Raw genomic sequence first — 301 nt, 5'->3', positions numbered from 1 at the left:
ACAGTTGCTTGCCGAACGTGACCCTGGCGGACCAGCTCTCGCTGCCGTCACGGTCACATTCCCTCTTCACGATGTCACTTCGCAGATCCCGGTCACCCGGGCCTGCAAACCTGTCTCTTCATCCGGATATGTCCTCCCCTGCCCCGCCGCCGTCGCACGCATGTGCGCCTGGCAGCCCTGGATCCTGGTGGAGCTGGACGGGATCGAACCGACGACCTCATGCTTGCAAAGCACGCGCTCTCCCAACTGAGCTACAGCCCCAAGGAGCGAATAGCGAATAGCGAGTAGCGAATAGGGGGCG

General features: G+C 62.5%; 1 tRNA gene. It reads right to left on the bottom strand.

Annotated features, from left to right (window positions below):
- Positions 1-185: 185 nt before the first annotated feature.
- Positions 186-261 (bottom strand) — tRNA-Ala (locus tag ACLBXP_RS25685).
- Positions 262-301 lie beyond the last annotated feature (40 nt).

The organism is Methylobacterium sp. A54F (assembly GCF_053346035.1).
This window is presented reverse-complemented; position numbering and strand designations above follow the sequence as displayed.